This window comes from Nocardiopsis sp. N85 (assembly GCF_028882275.1).
Classification (GTDB): domain Bacteria; phylum Actinomycetota; class Actinomycetes; order Streptosporangiales; family Streptosporangiaceae; genus Nocardiopsis; species Nocardiopsis lambiniae.
Genome location: NZ_JARBUT010000004.1, coordinates 172,448 through 188,820, shown reverse-complemented (window position 1 = coordinate 188,820; position 16,373 = coordinate 172,448). Strand labels below are relative to the sequence as shown.

At 66.3% G+C, this 16,373-nt stretch carries 11 protein-coding genes and 2 pseudogenes; 7 read left to right on the top strand and 6 right to left on the bottom strand.

Features of this window, described 5'->3' with window-relative positions; genetic code table 11:
- Nucleotides 1-879: 879 nt before the first annotated feature.
- The 5 genes from PWG71_RS08245 (at nucleotide 880) to PWG71_RS08225 (ending at nucleotide 8,933) form a co-directional block, all read left to right on the top strand.
- Nucleotides 880-5,535 carry a DUF6531 domain-containing protein gene (locus PWG71_RS08245; RefSeq protein WP_274808962.1) on the top strand — a complete coding sequence of 1,552 codons (4,656 nt, stop codon included), beginning with the start codon at nucleotides 880-882 and terminating at the stop codon, nucleotides 5,533-5,535.
- On the top strand, nucleotides 5,536-5,823 hold the full coding sequence (locus PWG71_RS08240; protein WP_274808961.1) for a YrhB domain-containing protein: 288 nt from the start codon (nucleotides 5,536-5,538) through the stop codon (nucleotides 5,821-5,823).
- A gap of 859 nt (nucleotides 5,824-6,682) precedes the next feature.
- Complete coding sequence (locus tag PWG71_RS08235; RefSeq protein WP_274808960.1) at nucleotides 6,683-7,321, top strand: hypothetical protein; 639 nt, start codon at nucleotides 6,683-6,685, stop codon at nucleotides 7,319-7,321.
- Between the two features lie 9 nt (nucleotides 7,322-7,330).
- Nucleotides 7,331-8,116, top strand: coding sequence for a DUF1883 domain-containing protein (locus tag PWG71_RS08230; protein WP_274808959.1), 786 nt, complete (start codon nucleotides 7,331-7,333; stop codon nucleotides 8,114-8,116).
- A gap of 169 nt (nucleotides 8,117-8,285) precedes the next feature.
- Nucleotides 8,286-8,933, top strand: coding sequence for a hypothetical protein (locus PWG71_RS08225; RefSeq protein ID WP_274808958.1), 648 nt, complete (start codon nucleotides 8,286-8,288; stop codon nucleotides 8,931-8,933).
- A gap of 794 nt (nucleotides 8,934-9,727) precedes the next feature.
- Here PWG71_RS08225 and PWG71_RS08220 read toward each other — a convergent pair.
- From PWG71_RS08220 to PWG71_RS28765, 6 genes and pseudogenes are all read right to left on the bottom strand, one after another.
- A complete protein-coding gene (locus tag PWG71_RS08220; RefSeq protein WP_274808957.1) occupies nucleotides 9,728-10,087 on the bottom strand; it encodes a hypothetical protein in 360 nt (119 codons plus the stop codon).
- Between the two features lie 14 nt (nucleotides 10,088-10,101).
- Nucleotides 10,102-10,350 (bottom strand): hypothetical protein, encoded by a 249-nt coding sequence (locus PWG71_RS08215; RefSeq protein ID WP_274808956.1) that lies wholly within the window; start codon nucleotides 10,348-10,350, stop codon nucleotides 10,102-10,104.
- Nucleotides 10,351-10,485: 135 nt separating this feature from the next.
- Entirely contained in the window at nucleotides 10,486-10,656 is a 171-nt protein-coding gene (locus PWG71_RS08210) for a hypothetical protein (RefSeq protein WP_274808955.1), read from the bottom strand.
- Between the two features lie 113 nt (nucleotides 10,657-10,769).
- A complete protein-coding gene (locus PWG71_RS08205) occupies nucleotides 10,770-12,077 on the bottom strand; it encodes an ISL3 family transposase (protein ID WP_274808954.1) in 1,308 nt (435 codons plus the stop codon).
- 225 nt (nucleotides 12,078-12,302) lie between these two features.
- A pseudogene (locus tag PWG71_RS08200) lies at nucleotides 12,303-12,419 on the bottom strand (IS110 family transposase); the annotation flags it as partial.
- Nucleotides 12,420-12,788: 369 nt separating this feature from the next.
- Nucleotides 12,789-13,004 (bottom strand): annotated as a pseudogene (locus tag PWG71_RS28765) (transposase); the annotation flags it as partial.
- Between the two features lie 230 nt (nucleotides 13,005-13,234).
- Here PWG71_RS28765 and PWG71_RS08195 point away from each other — a divergent pair.
- Together PWG71_RS08195 and PWG71_RS08190 are read left to right on the top strand one after the other, a co-directional pair.
- The gene (locus tag PWG71_RS08195) at nucleotides 13,235-13,744 is read left to right on the top strand and encodes a hypothetical protein (RefSeq protein ID WP_274808953.1); all 510 of its coding nucleotides are present in this window, start codon (nucleotides 13,235-13,237) and stop codon (nucleotides 13,742-13,744) included.
- Nucleotides 13,745-13,790: 46 nt separating this feature from the next.
- A complete protein-coding gene (locus PWG71_RS08190) occupies nucleotides 13,791-16,286 on the top strand; it encodes a M48 family metalloprotease (RefSeq protein WP_274808952.1) in 2,496 nt (831 codons plus the stop codon).
- The last annotated feature ends 87 nt before the right edge of the window (nucleotides 16,287-16,373 follow it).

Below are 16,373 nucleotides of genomic sequence, written 5' to 3'. Positions count from 1 at the left end.
CGGATGGTAGTTTGCTCGGGCCCGATGGAGTAAACCCCAGCCCCTGATTAACCATCGCCAACCACCTCCCCTTTCGCGCCCCGGTTCGGGAAGGTGACATCCCCAGGATATTCAATGAAGCGCTTCTTTCGCCCTGCCCAGATCATCACTGTTGTCCTGACCATGACCGTCCTGGTCGGCGGAATAACTCCTCAAGACTCAGGGAGTATTGATTCGCAGCAGGCGTCCGACAGCGGCCCCCTTCCCGCAGCCCAGCAGAACCCCATACCGCTGGAGGAGCGACAACAACAGCTCGGCGGAATCCCAGAAGGTGAGGGATACTCGGTTTTAGATCCCACAAAAGAGGAATCCCCAGAAATTAGAATAGAAACACCTGAACCCAAGATTTCACAGGGCATCATCATGCCCATCATTCATCAGGTTTCTTTTCAAATGCCATGGGGAGCGACGTCGGCGAGCCCTCGGGTGATCCCGGGAACCACAATTCGGACAATAGTCCAGGTCGGGCACCACGATACGACCAGCCCGTTGGCTCCGGGAGAGGTTCGATGGCGCGATGTCGAAGTGACGTGGGAGGTTTGGCCTTGCGGACTTCCCTCCCGGAAGATCATCTATGATTTTGACCAGGTGATCAGCGCACCCTACGCGAACAGCCTCGGAGACAGACCTGAGGTCAGCGCAAATATACCCATCCCAGAAAACTTGGGATGCAGTCCCCTATTCGGGGAAATGGTCACCGTAAATCCGACCCTTAAGGTAGTGGACGACGGAACACCAGGGGCAACCTTTAGAGACGGGAACAGGTTTGTTCATTTGTATGCAAATCCTCACCTGAATTCCGCTTCCTTGTGCGCGCCCGAGTGCATCGGAACCGGTGGCTTGACGCAGCCGGTGAACACCCGCGGATCCGGAATCAACACCGCCACGGGCAACTACGCGACCTCGGTCAGCGATGCCGGTTTCCCCTCCGCTCAGCAGCCGTTCGAGGTGAAGCGCTCCTACAGTTCGGGCAACACGACCGGTGGCAGCCTGGGGCCGGGGTGGAGTCTGCCCTGGGAAACGTCCCTGACTTCGAACTCGGGCGGATCGGTGGTACTGCGTGAGGAGTCCGGGGCGACGCTGACCTTCACCCGAAACACCAACGGCAGCTACCGGCCACCGACGGCAGCCCGTTCCGTTCTGGCGAGCGCATCCGAGGGGTGGACGCTGACCACGCCGGACAAACGCGTCCTGGCCTACGACGCGCAGGGGCGTTTGACCTCGATCACCGACCGTGGGCGACAACTGCTCACCGTTGACTATGAGAACGGGCGACCGATCCGCGTGGTCGACTCCTCCGAACGCGAGTTCCTCCTGGCCTACACCGGTGACCGGTTGACGCGGGTGACGCTTCCCGATGGCCGGTACATCCAATACTCCTACAGCGGGGGCAGGCTCACCGGTGTGCGCGGTCTGGACGGCAACACCACCGGCTACGGGTACGACGCCGAGGGGCGCCTGGAACAGGTGACCGGCCCGGACGACCACCGCCTCCTGGAGGTGTCCTATGACGGGCAGGGGCGGGTGAGTGAGCAGACCGACGCGGCCGGTGCCGTCACCGAGTTCTCCTACACCAGCGAGCACGGGTTCGACAGCACGCACACCACCACGCCGTCCGGGGGGATCTGGACCGATGTCTACGGCGGCAACGTGCTGCTGGCGCAGATCGACCCGTTCGGCAACATCACCGACTACACCTACAACGGCGACCTGAACCGCACCTCCGTGCGCGACCCACTCGGACGCACCACCACCTACACCTACACTTCTGGACGTCTGACCAGGGCTTCGACCGGTGCGTCCAGCACGGCCTGGACCTACGACGCCGATGGCAACGTCGCGAGCGTCAGCGACGGTGCTTCCCGTGCGGTGTCGTATGAGTACACCGCCCAGGGGCGGTTGGCGGCGACCGAGGACGACCTGGGCAACCGCACCTCCTACGCCTACACCTCCGACGGTCTGCTGGAGTCGGTCACCACACCGCGTGGTAACACCACCGGGTTCGAGTACGACGCCGATGGCAACCCGACCGCGGTGATCAGTCCGTCGGGTGCACGCGAGGAACGTGAATACGACGCCGCTGGGCGGGTCGTAGCCGTCATGGACCCGCGCGGCCAGGACGCGACGGATCCGGATCGGTACACGACCCGGTTCACCTATGACGACGCCGACCGAGTCACTTCCATGACCCTGCCCGGTGATGGTGGGACCGAGGGGTACACCTACGACGCCTACAGCAGCCCGATCACTGTCACCGATGCCGCGGGCCGCACCACCACCTATTCCTACGACGTTCCCGGGCGTCTGGCGGAGGTGACCGCCCCCGGCGACCTCGTGACTTCCTACACCTACGATGCGGCGGGCAACCCGGCCACCGTCACCGCACCCGACGGCGGCACGACCTCCTTCACCTATGACGAGGCCGACCGGCTGCTGACCGTGGTGTCGCCGCGCGGCAACGCCGACGGGGTGGACCCGGCCGATTTCACCTGGACCTACGGCTACGACGAGGCCGGCCAGCAGACCACCCTCACCGACCCGCTGGGCCACACCACCGCCTACGCCTACGACGCCGACGGGCATGTCGTGCAGACCACCGACGCCCGCGGCATCGTCCGCAAGGTCACCTACGACCAAGGCGGTCTGGTGCGCACGGTGGTGGACGGCAACAACCGGGTCGAAACCCGCCACTACGACGACGCCGGGCAACTGGTGAGGGTCACCGACCGGCGGGGGAAGAACACCGCCTTCGGCTACGACGCCGACGGCAACCTCGTCGAGCAGCGCACCCCCACCGGTGCCACCACCACCTACGCCTACAACGCCGACGGGCTGCTGGTCACCACCGTCGACCCACGCGGCAACACCGAGGGGTCCGCCCCGGAGGACTTCGCCTGGACCTACGCCTACGACGCCGCAGGGCTGCTCACCACGACGACCAACCCGTTGGGTCACACCCAGTCGGCGGCCTACGACGAACTAGGTAGGGTCACCGAGCTCACCGACGGGCTCGGACAGAGCACCGGCTACACCTATGACGTCCTGGGGCGTCTGGTGGAGGTGACCGCTCCCGAGGGCGGGACCACCTCCTATACCTACGACACGGCGGGCAACACCGCCTCGCGCACCGACGCCAACGGCCACACCACCACCTACGGGCACGACCCGGCAGGGCGGTTGACCTCGGTGACCGACCCGCTGGACCGCACCCGGGAACTCGCCTACGACCTGGACGGCAACCTGGTCGCCCAGAGCAACGCCCGCGGCCACACCACCGCCTACCGGGTGGACGCCCTGGGCCGCACGGTCGAGGCCACCTACTCCGACGGCACCCCCACCGTCACCACTACCTACAACGCCACCGGCCAGCCCGTGGAGGTCACCGACGGCACGGGTACCCGTACCTTCACCAACCTGGACAGCGAAGGCCGCCCCCGTACCGTCACCCTCCCCAACGGGCAGGGGAGCCTGACCTACGTCTACGACAACACGGGCAACATCACCTCGCTGCGCACCCCCGACAACCGGACCACCACCTACACCTTCAACGACGACGGCCGCGTGGCCGCGCAGAACACCGCCGGGGCCCACCGGACCGACTACGGCTACGACCCGGCCGGCAACCTGACCACCATCACCAGCCCCACCGCCAACGGACACCTGGAGGCCCGCACCTACGACCCGGCCGGGCACCTGGCCACCGCCACCACCACCCGCGGCGCCGCCACCCTGTCCTCCTGGGAACTGGTGCGGGACCCCAACGGCCAACCCCTGCGCGTGGACGAGTCCAGAGCCGGGGCCGAGAACCGGCGGATCTTCTCCTACGATCCCAACGGCCGCCTGATCGGCGAATGCGCCGTCTCCCCCACCGACGAGGAGTGTCCCGAGGGTGCGGAGGAGACCACGGTCTACACCTACGACCAGGTCGGCAACCGCCTCACCGAACAGACCGGCACCGCCACCACCAGCTACACCTATGACGCCGCCGACCAGATCACCACCGCCACCCAGGCCGGTGCCAGTACCTCCTACGTCCACGACGCGGACGGCAACCTCACCTTCGACGGCACCACCACCTACTCCTACGACGCACCGGGCCGCCTGACCAGCGCCCAGACACCGCAGGGCACCTACGAGCACATCTACGACGCCGACGGCAACCGCGCCACCACACACCTGGACGACACGCTTCAGCGCACCGCCGTGTGGGACGTGCTGCGGCCCCTGCCTCAGATGGTCGGGGAGTACAACGGCAGCGGGACACTGGCCGCCATCTACGGCTACAACCCGCACGGCCAAGTCCAGACCCAGAGGCACGCCTCGGCCGGGTTCCAGCAGTACCACCTGGACTGGCACGGCTCGGTCGCCGACACCACCAACGCCTCCGGCGCCCCCCAGCACCGGTACTCCTACACCGGATTCGGGACAACCGAGCACACCGCCGTTGACTCCGGGGCTCCGACCAACCCGTTCACCTACACCGGCCAGTACACCGAACCCGACGGGCGCGTGTACCTGCGAGCCCGCGACTACCGGGCCGACCTGGGACGCTTCACCAGCACCGACCCCGCACCGCGCTCAGCCGCCGATGGCTACACCAGCGCTTACGCCTACGCCGAGAACCTGCCCACGACCCTGACCGACCCCTCGGGCCGGTGCCCGATCTGCGTCAGCATCGGTATCGGGGCCGCGTTCGGCGCGGCCATCGAAGGCGGCATCTACGCCTACACCGCCGAGGACTTCACCTGGGGCGGCTTGGGGGCGGCCGCGGGCCGGGGTGCGGTGATCGGGGCCGTGGGCGGTGCCCTCATGCCCGGGGCCGGCAACCTCGCCGCCCGCTCGTTGAGTCTGACCGGCGGGCGTGCGCTGGCCCTGTCGGCCGGGGTCAACGCCGCCGTCGGAGCCGGATTCACCTGGGCCGCCAACACCTTCCAATGCCGCCCCACCGGCCCAGCAGACCTACTCTTCGGAGCCCTCGGCGGTGGTACAGGCAGTCTCCTGTGGAGCCGTTTCGGACGCCTGTGGGACATCCCCGAAGCCCAGGCCGCAGCGGGCCGCCCATGGTGGGGTCTGCCTGCGGGAGAAGCCCGGTTCTCGGGCACTCCCTACTACACGCCCCACACGCCTCGGCTGCGCGATCTCGTCAACCCGGGCCGTGGGAACATGAACTGTGTGTACTGCGCAGAGGCGGCGGATCAGACCATGGCGGGGCGTCCGACCACGGCACGTCTGGGAGGCCCTGCAACCTGGTCGGAAATAGTTCAGCTGGGCACACCCCGTTTGCGTAGCAGTCTTTCCAACGTGGTGGACGACATGGCTCGCTGGGGTGAGGGGGCGCGCGCCATCGTCGTCGGTTATCCCCGAGAGCGCGGGGCGATCGGCCATGCTTTCAATGTCAGAAATGACCAAGGGCACATCGTCTTCCTTGACTCCCAAACAGGCATTGCAAGCCATGTCGACAGGTGGAACCACTACTACATCATCAGGAGAAATTAAATGTCGCAACTCGACCGAGAAAGCGCCCTCGCCAAAGCCGAAGAGTTCCTTGCGTCAGAATCAAAAGAATGGAAGCACAAAGACATTAAAATCATTCACGACAAAGCATTTCAACACGAAGGACGCCTCATCGCCCCCTACAACACCGTTTCATACCTGAATACAGGAAAGATGGAGCATGGGCTTGTGGGCAATGTGCCCATCGAGGTCGACATGGAAACCGGAGAATGCGAATTCATCGACATCATGAAGGTTCTGGATTACAGGGACATGGGGTATCCGATTTAACTTCCAGTCCGATGGGCGCAGGTTCGAATCCTGCCGGGTGCGCCACAAGCTCCCGGATCACACGGGGCGTAACACCTCACCTCCGAGGAAGCGTCGTGGCGACGGGGCCAGGGTGGGACCGTGGTGGGGCCTGGCCCATGCCCGCCCTCCGGGCCCGTCTGCGTAGACGCGACCTGCCCGAGGCGCGCAGTACCAGCCAGGCTGTCCGCTTCGCAGCCTCCCGAGCGACCTGTGACAACACACTGGAATAGGGGTAAGCGGCCAGTACGGTGCTCGCGTACCCCGCTCCCGCCCGCGGTCCTCGGCTTCTTTCTGTTGCGCCACTGGCGGCGGCGTAACACATCGGTAGTGGCGAGGTCCAACACGAGGCTGCGGTGGCTCGCGGCACTCTTGGGCGCCAACTCCACCAACCCGCTCCTATGGGCCTGAAGTTGGCGCTCGATGCTCGCCGTCTCCTTGACCAGATTCTCCAGCCGGACCCGCAGGGAGGGCTCGAACAGGTGCGCCGTCCAGGCCAGGGCGTGCTGGACGTCCGCCTCAGAGTGGAACACCGGTCGCGTCCGCCGCAGCTCACCCAACCACGCCTCCACCCGCGGCCCCCAGCAACCCGCCATACGCAAAAACTAGCGCGGCTACGGGCCCAGCAGCAGTCTCCTCCCGGCACCGGGAACAGCCCCAGAGGATGACGCCGACCATGCGGGGTCGCCGCTCCCGTCTGTGTGCCGGGAGGCGATCCCGGCACACACCACGGCCTCCAGGGAACCTGGTACGAGACAGGCCGCGCGTCACCCGGAATTGTCGGTGCCTCGTGACAGACTTGACGTAGCTACTTGAACAGCACAGGAAAGAGGGGTGTCCGGTGGCCGACCTCCACCCAACAACTCACCTGCAGGCCGCCGCCTGGGTGCCCGACGACGATCCCGAGCGCCCATGGGATGAGGCGGCAGATCTGGCTGCCGACTGGATCTGGGAGCGCAGCGAAGCAGAGAGCTTCAGGCCGCTCCTGGTGACCAACACCCTTCAGAACGCCAGGGGCATCGAGAGCCTGGAGGAGATTGCTCGGGAGGGTGGCCAGGCCACGCCGCAGGGCAAGGGCCAATTCGAGCGTGGCCCGGTGCTGGCCTATGTGCCGGACGAGCGGACTCTGACGCTCGCTCTCAACCTGGCTCGTGGTTACTCGCTCGCCGTGGTCGAGACCGTGAGCTTCCCGCTGGCGGAGTGGGCGGCCAGCGCCGGAGCGATCAACCTGTTGGATGGAAGTACCAGCACTAGCGCGCTGCCAGATGATGTCAAGGACGACCTCGATCACGTAGCGTTCTTCGGCGGCAACAACGGCTGGACCGGGCCACACGAGAAGGAGCACGCCCGTAACCACCTGACGCGTCACGTCCAGGCCGGCCGCCTCTCGCCGGAGCAGGCGGCGTCCTACGTCGTGGCCAAAGGGGTCCCAGACCGAGGTGCCAAGCGCCTTCGCCTGCTCCTTGAGAAGGTTGGGTGAGGTAGCGCCGTGGCAGGAGCGAAGTTCTTCAAGTACCACTGGAACCGGTTGGAGAAGGGTTCCACTGTCGTCGTCAGCCTGAGCAAGGCGGCGAACGTCCGCCTCATGGACAGCACCAACTTCAACGCCTACAAGAACGGTCGAAGCCACCGCTACAGCGGCGGCCTAGTTACGAAGACGCCGTTCCGCATCCGGGTGCCGAGGACGGGCAGTTGGTACCTGACGGTCGACGTCATGGGGCTCAAGACAGCCAGCGTCCGACACTCGGTAGAGGTGGAACCCCCGCCACTGCCGACCGCGAAGTCCGCCCCGCTCCAGTCCTTGAGCGGTATCCGCCACGAGCGTCCCTCTATAGTGCCGGACGGCAACGGCGAGACCTGGGACGTATTCATCTCCCATGCCAGCGAGGACAAGGAGGCTGTAGCGGAGCCGCTCGCCGAAGAGCTGCGTACCCGCGGGCTCAAGGTCTGGCTCGACAAGACCGAGCTGCGCATCGGGGACAGCCTGCGACGCAAGATCGACTACGGGCTCGCACACAGCACGTTCGGTGTCGTCATCCTGTCCAAGTCGTTCTTCGCCAAGGGGTGGCCTCAGTACGAGCTGGACGGGATTGTGGGGATGAGCGTCAACGGCGATCAGCGAATGCTGCCGATCTGGCACGAGATCTCCCGAGACGAGATCGCCAGGCAGTCGCCGTCCCTGGTCGACAAGATCGCCCGCAACACCGCCCTGAACACCGTCGCAGAGATCGCGGACGAGATCGCCACGGTCGTCCAAGACGCCGTAGATGCGTAGCGACATCCAGGAACTTCACAACACAGCCTTCGCCAGGCACAACCGCGCGAAGATGAAGCGGTGTGAGTTCGGTGAGTGAATCTCCCCGAATTGTTTAGTGACTGGTGGCATTTACCGGGTTCGAGGGAACTTGTTCCGTGCGTAGTCGTGCAACGGTAGGTTGACCGGCATGAGCAGCTGGGCCAGCCGATTCGGGGCGTGGATCGAGCACCTGAGGCGTACACGGCCGGTGTTCCACTCGAAGTCGGACCTGGTGCACTCCCTCGCCCGCAGCATCCGCGCCTGCGACCCGTCCCTGGAAGTCCACCCCGGTGAAGGCCGGGGAACCGAACGCGTGGACCTGCGCGTGTCCATCCCCTCGTTGGGCGCGCACCTGGCCCTGCGGCTGCGATACCCTCGGGCCGCCTGGACCGAGACCGTGGCGGGTGAGCGCTTCGCCCTCAAGAACCACGGCGCCCAGGAGCTCACCTGCTACGACGTGGTCCGCGACATCCGCGACCTGGAACAGCTGACCGACCGGCACCTGGGCTGGAGCGGCGGCGTCCTGCTCCTGACCAACGACCCCCTGTACTGGAAACGCCCCGACCACGACCGTCCCGCCATCCACGACGCTTTCCGTCTCTACGAAGGCGCCCACCTGGCGGGCGTCCGTGCCTGGCGCCCCTACGCTGGCCAGGGCACCACCGACAAACGCGAAGAACCCCTGGCGCTGCGCGGCGCGTACCGGTGCACATGGTCACGGTACTCCGGGCTCGAAGGCCACAAAGGCGACTTCCGGCTGCTGACCATCCCCATCGGCAGACGAATACCCCGATGACAGCCGCCTCTCGAGCACCGCGCTGTCATCGGCAATCTGCACAGACCCGTTTCCACCGCCCGGCAAGCCGAACCGGCGCACTTCGACCGTCGAACGAGAACCTCGCGAGGTGCCATCGGACGCCGCCACCGGCCCGTTTGTGCTCCGTTCGTGCTCCGCAGTTCCGTACTGACACGACACCGGGCGGCACCGCACGGCATCCGACGGCACGTCGGATCGGATGGGGTGGCATGAAACGGTACGTAGCGACACGCCACGGTACGTAACCAGCGAACTTCTAATCCGATGGCCGCAGGTTCGAATCCTGCCGGGTGCGCCACAAAACCCCAGGTCAAACTGGGCGCACGAGTCGAACAGACGAGGCGCGAGGCCCGTCTGGGGCCCGTTCGTGCTCCATACGTGCTCCCCAGTTGCACCTCAGTACAAGGTACTCCCACCGGACTGAGAACCGCCGCCCTTACAGGGTGCCCCGCCCCCGACACCGGGCGCCGAAACCGCGTGGGGGCGGACACGGCCGTGTGCCGCCATGTCCGCCCCCAACACCCCACGCCCTACCCTGGGGGCCGTCCGGGGTGTCAGCCGCCCACACCCCGACACGGGCGCCGCCCCGCGCAACAACAGCGCGGTCGCTTCCGCCGCCGCCTTGGCCACGTCCGGGAACGCCGACTCGTAGGTGTCCTCAGTGGAACGTGGTCGCGTAACACCCCTCATTCGGCACCACCTCCATGCCCGACCCCGCAGCCTGAGCGAGCGAGACGATGCAATAGCGCAGCACGGCAGATGTCGGCCCTGCGTTAGACGCTGCGGTCGGTCTGCGGTGGAGCATCCGGCCGTGCGTACACCCCGGCCGGGCCGATCAGCAGGTGCCGGTGTCCTTCCGGAGCGGTCTCGACGGCTTCTTCGATATGGACGAGGAACAGCCGCAGTCCACCGATCTCAGAAGCGGTGTCCGGGAACAGTTCGCTGATGCCCTCCATGGACCGCAGATGCTCTCCCAATCTCGGAGGGTCCACATGCAGCATGTACGGAGGGTCCAGGTCACGGCCTTGCCACCGGCGAACCAGGACCCCCATCCGGTCGGGGGCCTCGTCGGCTAGGCCGTCATCCAGGTTGAGTCGGCGCACGAGTTCGGCGAACAGCAATGTGTCGTCCATGAGCCCTCCAGCGCCTAGCCGCGCCGAGGGTAGGCAGTGATGATGTTGCGTGACTCGTTGGCCACGGAGACTATAGGCCGATAAGTACTGATGACGTTCCCGTCACCGTCTCGGATCTGCACAGGCGCCGTGAACGCATAGGTGTCGTTTCCGGACTTATAGGTAGCAGATTCAGGTGCGATGAGAATCTGTTCGATTGCAAAGTCAGCGAACGACCGCCAGTTGTCGCCTATCCGAACGGCGATGTTGTTCCAGTCATCCATGTGCCTGTCCTTAATGTGCCGGTAGCCCCAACCTGGGGATCCACACTTGAGGTAAGCGCTACTTCCAGAAAGACCACCTTTTTTAGTGAATGTACGGACAAGCTTGCTGTTGTCGTCCTGCACCCCGCAGGCCGCTCAGGTCTGAGAACGCTCCTGCGACACCCGGTACTCGACTCCGTTGATCTCTGCGTAGTAGTCCTCGGCTGCGACCGCCGGTAGAACATGTGTGGCATGGGCCTGTGCCGGTGGGGCAAGGAGCGTGAGCGCCATCAGGGCAGCCAAAAAACCGGGAATCTTCTTGATCATTTCGGGCGAACTCCTCACATCCCGCATCCGATTAACGAAAGCACACCGAGTTCATTCCACAATCCGACGGCGAGAAAACCAACTTCGTGAAGTGCGCGACCTTTTCCGGCTCATCACATTTCAGGGTGTAGAAGCGGCCTGAACCCGCCGGTCTCCAGTAACGACCGGGCGATGTAGTTGGTGAGGTTGCGAAACCCCAGCGCGGAACCGCGCAGATGCTCCAGGCGGCCGTTGATCGCCTCGGTCGGACCGTTGCTGGTACCGGGGCGTTCGAAGTACGCGAGCACGTCGGCGGCCCGCTTCTTCAGTGTCCGACCGAGCGTGACGAGCTCTGTGAGCGGGGGCGGGACGCCGTGGCCGAGCGAGCTGATCAGGGCGGCCATGAGTTCTCGGCCGCGGGCCCGGTCGGGGTGGCGGTAGGCGGTGATCATCCGCTGGTAGATGCCCCAGGTCGCTTCGACCTCGACGTGTTCATCGGTCGCGAACAGGTCCGCGAGCCGATCCCTCTGCTCAGCGGTGAGCAGATCGGCGCCGGTGTGCAGGGTCCGGCGCGCGGAGTAGAGCGGGTCACCCTTGTGGCCGCGGTGGCCGTTGATCGCCGGTTGGACCCGGCGTCGGCACCGGTCGAGGGCATCGCCGGCCGGGCGGACCACGTGGAAGGGGTCCATCACCGCCACGGCGTCGGGCAGCTCTTCGGTGGCGGCGGTCTTGAAACCGGTGAAGCCGTCCATCGCGACGATCTCGACGGCGTCGCGCCAGGCCCGGGCCCGCTCGGCTAGCCAGGTCTTGAACGCTTGCTTGGAGCGGCCCTGGACCATGTCGAGCAGGCGGGCCGGTCCGGTTCCCTCACGGATGCCGGTCAGGTCGATGATCACGGTGACGTACTTGTCGCCGCGGCGGGTGTGACGCCACACGTGCTCATCGACCCCGATGGCCTTGACACCGTCGAACCGGTGCCCGTCATCGATCAGGACCCGCTTGCCCTCGGCGAGGACCGCGTCGTTGGCGGTGTTCCAGGAGACCCCGAGCCCTTCGGCGACCCGGGCGACGGTCAGGTGGTGGACCACGATCCCTTCCAGTGCCCACCGCAGTCCGCGGCGCGACAGACCGGCCCGTGGTTCCGCGGCCTTCGAAGTGTCTTGGCGCCACACGTGCCCGCAGCCGGTGCATCGGTAGCGGCGCACGATGACCTTCAACGTCGTGGGTCGCCATCCGAGCGGCTCGTGTGCCGGCCGTCGAGTCACGGTGTCACGCGGTGCGCCTTGGCAGCCGCAGCGGCGGCACCACTCATCGGGCTCGACGACCCGGCACAGGAGCACCGCTCGATCGGGTTCGAGACGCTGCCCCACAGCCTCAAGACCGAGGTCGTCGAGACGGCAGAACGTGGTCAGGTCAGGGCACGCGAAGGTAGTGTCATCCACGTCGAGGTCTTCCGGATGGGCAGTGTGAGAACTTCCATCCTCGGGAGACCTCGACGTCTATCCCGGGACCGACCCGCCCACCGGCGCTACACCCTCAACTGCGAAGAGCCCTCAAAGATCGCGTTGGCCAACTCCAAACGAGTTCGCCACCTGCGCCGATCCAGCAACTCGACCTGCATGCGCGACCAGAACGACTCGATGACGGCATTGACGCTCCTATAGTTGTCAACTCCCGGTAAGAGCTGCTCGGGGTGCTGGGCGGAGTAAATGCCAGACCTCGCGGATGACATACCGCTTGAGGCACCGGATGATCTCGCGTTTGGCCCTGCCCTCGGCGGTGCGGCCGGGACTACCCGATCCTTGCGGGATCCGGTGCAAGAAGACTGACAGTCGTAGCAGTCCCCGATCGATCCCATCGAGGGCACCAGGCCGGACTCCTTGTGCACCCGCCGCACCCCGTAGACGCCGTTGGACGCGGCGTGGATCTGGCGGATGGTGTCGGTGAGCAGCACGTGTCGGATCGAGCGGGCCGAGGGTCCGCGGTCGCGCCAGGCGTAGAACCCCGACTCCGATACCCCCAGGACCCGGACGGCGACCTGGACCGGATGTCCCTCGGCGGCCATCACCGTGATCGCCTCGAACCGTCTTTTGGGGCACCACCTTCCCCAGCAGCTCAGTGGCCCGGCGGTGGATGGCCGGTTCGGCCTCCAGTTCGACGATGCGCTTGTTGGCTGCGGCCAGTTCGGTCTTCTCGGTGCTGGTCAGGCCCGGGGCCAGACCTCGGTCGATACGGTCCTGGCGCCGCCAGGCGTAGATCGTCTCAGTGCTGATGCCCAGATCGCGTGCCACGTCCGCGACGCTACGTCCGGCCTGGACCAGGTCCAGCACCTTGCGGCGGAACTCGGCGGGGTATCCACGACGTCCCACGATGCCCTCCTTCAAGGGTCACGTGGTCCCAGGATCCAGAAATTCGACTCCGAAGAACGCAGGACACACCACCCGGCAGGATTCGCACCTGCGGCCATCGGATTAGAAAGCTCAGGGGCTATGACCCCATGGCCGGATTGTGCCAAGGAGCGCCTTTTGCTGACACGGTTAGTGCTGGGGACGTAGCCTGAGCGTCCGATTTCAGGACAGAGGCTGAGAGGACATGCTCGGTGCCCGAGATCCCTACCCCCACAGGGCGATCCGCCACCATCGACGACGTGGCAAGGTCGGTTGTGGCCCGTGTCGCTCCGGACGAGACCTCCGCTTACCCGCGCGTCCGCGACGAGTACTTCGCGCGCGGCAGAGCCAACCGTGCGGAGGACAACCCGCTCGGGTTCGGCGAAGTCGTCATCGGGGTCGTCGCTGGCATTGTGCTCACCGTGCTCCACGATCTGACGGTCGAATCGCTCACCGCCGTGGCCCGGCCGTGGTGGAAACGGGCCTGGCAGTGGGTGGGGCGGGTGCTGCGGGTTCGGAGGCGCCCGAAGGCCGGACCCGATACCGTCGTGCGTGCCCTGTCTCTGGAGGAGGCCCCGGCCGTTATCGTGTCCGTCAACGACCACGCTGTGAAGGCAGGTCTACCGCCGGAACAAGCGGAGCGGCTGGCACAGGCGATCATCGCCGAACTCTTGTCCCCGGATCAGCCCGATGGCGGTGTCGGTGCGGACTCCTCTGGCTGAGACCACGGGCACCGTTCCCGGAAGCCCTCGACGCTACGATCCGTTCTTGCTGCCCAGCGCGACCAGTATCCGGTTCTCCCTGATCATCCTGGTCGCCGCGGTGGGATCCATGTACATCGCGTTCTGGTTCGTGCCGATCCTGCCGCTCCTCGGCGCGGACACGACCGGTAGCGCCGCCCAAGCGGCCTGCGCCGACCAGGCGCGCGCAGACGTCGACCGGCTTTCCGACCAGGCCCTCCTCAACGACTTCGTCGACTGTGCCGCAGCCAAGGACCGTCAGGTCCTGCTGTGGATGGTCGCCCCCGGGCTTGTGTGGGCGGGCCTGACGATCGCCGTATACGCGCTGTACCCGCTCCTTCTCCAGAGGCGGCTGCGCCCGGTCCGACTCTCGCAGGACAGCGGAGTGCGGGCGGCCCAACGGGAGGTGGACGCAGTCCTGGATGGTTCCCGCAAGCGGCTCAAGCTCCTCACCACTCCGGGAACCGCGGGCGGGGCGCGTGTGTTCGGCGCGTTCGGCCGGTATCGCATAGCCGTCGACACCTCCTTGCTCGTCCCGGGGGAGAGCGGAGGGCTCGACCAGCGTGCCCTGGCGGTGATCCGGCACGAGGCGGCCCACCTGCGCAACCGGGACGTCGACATCACGTACCTGACGATGTCCTCATGGTGGGCGTTCGTCCTTCTGAACACCGGCCCCCTGACCCTCTACGTGTTCGCCGCCCTCTATTCGGTCGTCGTCCTCGACTCCTCGACCATCTTGCTCGGCAATGCACTACCGGGGTTGCTTCTCATGGCCGTCGCCCTTCTGCTGCTGCAAGCGGCCCGGGCCCGGGTCCTGCGCACACGTGAGCATTACGCCGACGTGCGCGCGGCGGAAGCCGATCAGGTCGAGGAGGGTCTACGCGACCTCCTGGCCCGAGCACAGCGCCCGCAGTCAAGCTCCCGGTTGCGACGATGGTGGCGCAGACGACGCGAGTACCACCCTTCCCACCGCTCCCGGTTGGACGTGCTCGACGAACCGAGACGGCTCACCACGGTCAGCGGTGTCGACCTGGCCATCGCGGGCCTGGCGCTGAGCGCCGCCCACCTGCATCTGAGCGCCGCAGGTGGCATCGGCCTCGCCCAAGGCTCGGAGGGGGGTGTCACCACAGCCGTGGTCGTGGGCGCGCCGGTAGGCGCCCTCATCACAGCGATCGTATGGAATGCGGTCCACTCGGCCCCGAACGGTACTCGCCGCTGGAGAAGGACGGCCGCAGCGCTGACGGCTGGCATCCTTCTTGGTCTCCTGCCGCCTGTTCAACTCGGGGTCTCCTGGCTTGCTTTGCTGGTGTCCAACCCCCTGTTGGCCGTGGTTTCGGTCCTCATGCTGTGGGGGCTGTGTCTGCTGTTCCTGAGGTGGGCCGCGCTGTGCGCGGGAGCATGGCTGGTCACCGCCGGACGCCAGCGAGCGGTGTGCTTCGTGGGGATGGCCTGCGGAGCGGCCGTGTTCGGCTGCGGATTCGGGATATGGGTCCATTTCAACGGAGTCCTCGGGGCTGAGGCCGACGGAGGCTGGGTTGCCCTGTTGGTAGCCCCGGTCCCCGTGTTCATGTCGGGCTGGCGCTTTCCAGCGGCCGTTGGCTGTGCAACCGTGTTCGCCTTCATCGGCCTGATGCGCGGATCACGCGTACATGGGCTGGACCGCCACCCCCTCACGCCCATCGTGGCCGGGTGTGCTCTCACGGGCCTGTACGCGGCCCTTCTCCTGGTCGCGGTCGCCGTGGGCCTCGCTGGGGGATCCCTGTCCATCGTCCTCATCCTGCTCTTGATCCTGCTGGCCGCAGCGACCGTGAGCGTCACCCTGGGGGCATGGTTCGAGGGAGACGGCCTCCGGAGCACGGGGCCCTGCCTGGCCGCCGTGGCTGTGCTCACGCTGTTGGCGTTGGAGCCCCTCGTCTACGCCGTGATGTTCGAGGGAACTGTGTGCCTTCTGACGGAGGCGCCCTCGAAGTGCCCGGGTGTCACGACGCGGGCCCTGCTGGCCGGATACGCCGAGGCGGCCTTTGTCCAGGTTGGCTTGCCCGTCCTGCTGCTCTTGTGCGGCACAGGGGCGTCCGCCGGCTCGTGGCTGCGTTCGATGGTTGGAGCGCACGGGCGCACAACCGACGGATGGAACCCCACCGTTCCTTGGCGAAGGCGGAACACCGTCGGGGCCTTGGCGGCGGTCGCGGCAGCCACGATGATTCTTGGTTCGGCGGTGGTCACCGTCGTCCAGAATGAGGCGCCGCGTATCGACGCCGACGTGCGGCCGTCCCTGCTCTCTCAGGTGGAACCTGCGGCTCTGAGCCGGGACGACACCTGCACCGGCGCCGAGACCAGCATGGATCTGAGGGTCCACGGCACCGCACCTGCGCTACTGTTCAACGATGCCGAGGCCGGAGCCGTCACCTTGGCCTCGAGCGGCGATCCCGTCCTGGCCGCCTTCGGCCGGGCCGCGCTGGGCGAATCCGGCACCCCCAGCGGACAACTGTTCGACGCGGTGCGCTCCTACTGCTCTTCGAACTGACAGCGGGTGTCCTGCGCAAAGTGTGATGGAGGCTCTGGTGTGTGCCGGGAGGCGATCCCGGCACACACCAGAGCCCCCGATCAACCG